Consider the following 1,076-nt stretch of genomic DNA (forward strand, 5'->3'; position numbering starts at 1 on the left):
CTTTGCGGTCCGAGCTGGGTGTGGTCGCAGAGACCAGAGAGAAGCGACTGTTTACTAAAAACACAGGTCCGTGCGAAGTCGTAAGACGATGTATACGGACTGACGCCTGCCCGGTGCCGGAAGGTTAAGAGGACCGGTTAGCGCTTTCGGGCGCGAAGCTGAGAATTTAAGCCCCGGTAAACGGCGGTGGTAACTATAACCATCCTAAGGTAGCGAAATTCCTTGTCGGGTAAGTTCCGACCTGCACGAATGGCGTAACGACTTCTCTGCTGTCTCAACCACAGACTCGGCGAAATTGCATTACGAGTAAAGATGCTCGTTACGCGCGGCAGGACGAAAAGACCCCGGGACCTTCACTATAGCTTGGTATTGGTGTTCGGTACGGTTTGTGTAGGATAGGTGGGAGACTGTGAAGCGGGCACGCCAGTGTTCGTGGAGTCGTCGTTGAAATACCACTCTGGTCGTATTGGACTTCTAACCTCGGACCCTGATCGGGTTCAGGGACAGTGCCTGGTGGGTAGTTTAACTGGGGCGGTTGCCTCCTAAAATGTAACGGAGGCGCCCAAAGGTTCCCTCAGCCTGGTTGGCAATCAGGTGTCGAGTGCAAGTGCACAAGGGAGCTTGACTGTGAGACTGACGGGTCGAGCAGGGACGAAAGTCGGGACTAGTGATCCGGCACCGGCATGTGGAAGCGGTGTCGCTCAACGGATAAAAGGTACCCCGGGGATAACAGGCTGATCTTCCCCAAGAGTCCATATCGACGGGATGGTTTGGCACCTCGATGTCGGCTCGTCGCATCCTGGGGCTGGAGTAGGTCCCAAGGGTTGGGCTGTTCGCCCATTAAAGCGGCACGCGAGCTGGGTTTAGAACGTCGTGAGACAGTTCGGTCTCTATCCGCCGCGCGCGTCAGAAACTTGAGGAAGGCTGTCCCTAGTACGAGAGGACCGGGACGGACGAACCTCTGGTGTGCCAGTTGTCCTGCCAAGGGCACTGCTGGTTGGCTACGTTCGGAAGGGATAACCGCTGAAAGCATCTAAGCGGGAAGCCTGTTCCAAGATGAGGTTTCTCACCACCTT

Annotated in this window: 1 rRNA gene; it reads left to right on the forward strand. The window is 55.9% G+C overall.

Going from position 1 to position 1,076, the window contains the following annotated elements:
* Window positions 1-1,076 (forward strand): 23S ribosomal RNA (locus tag ACWESM_RS36620); the annotation flags it as partial.

This window comes from Nocardia sp. NPDC003999 (genome assembly GCF_053604885.1).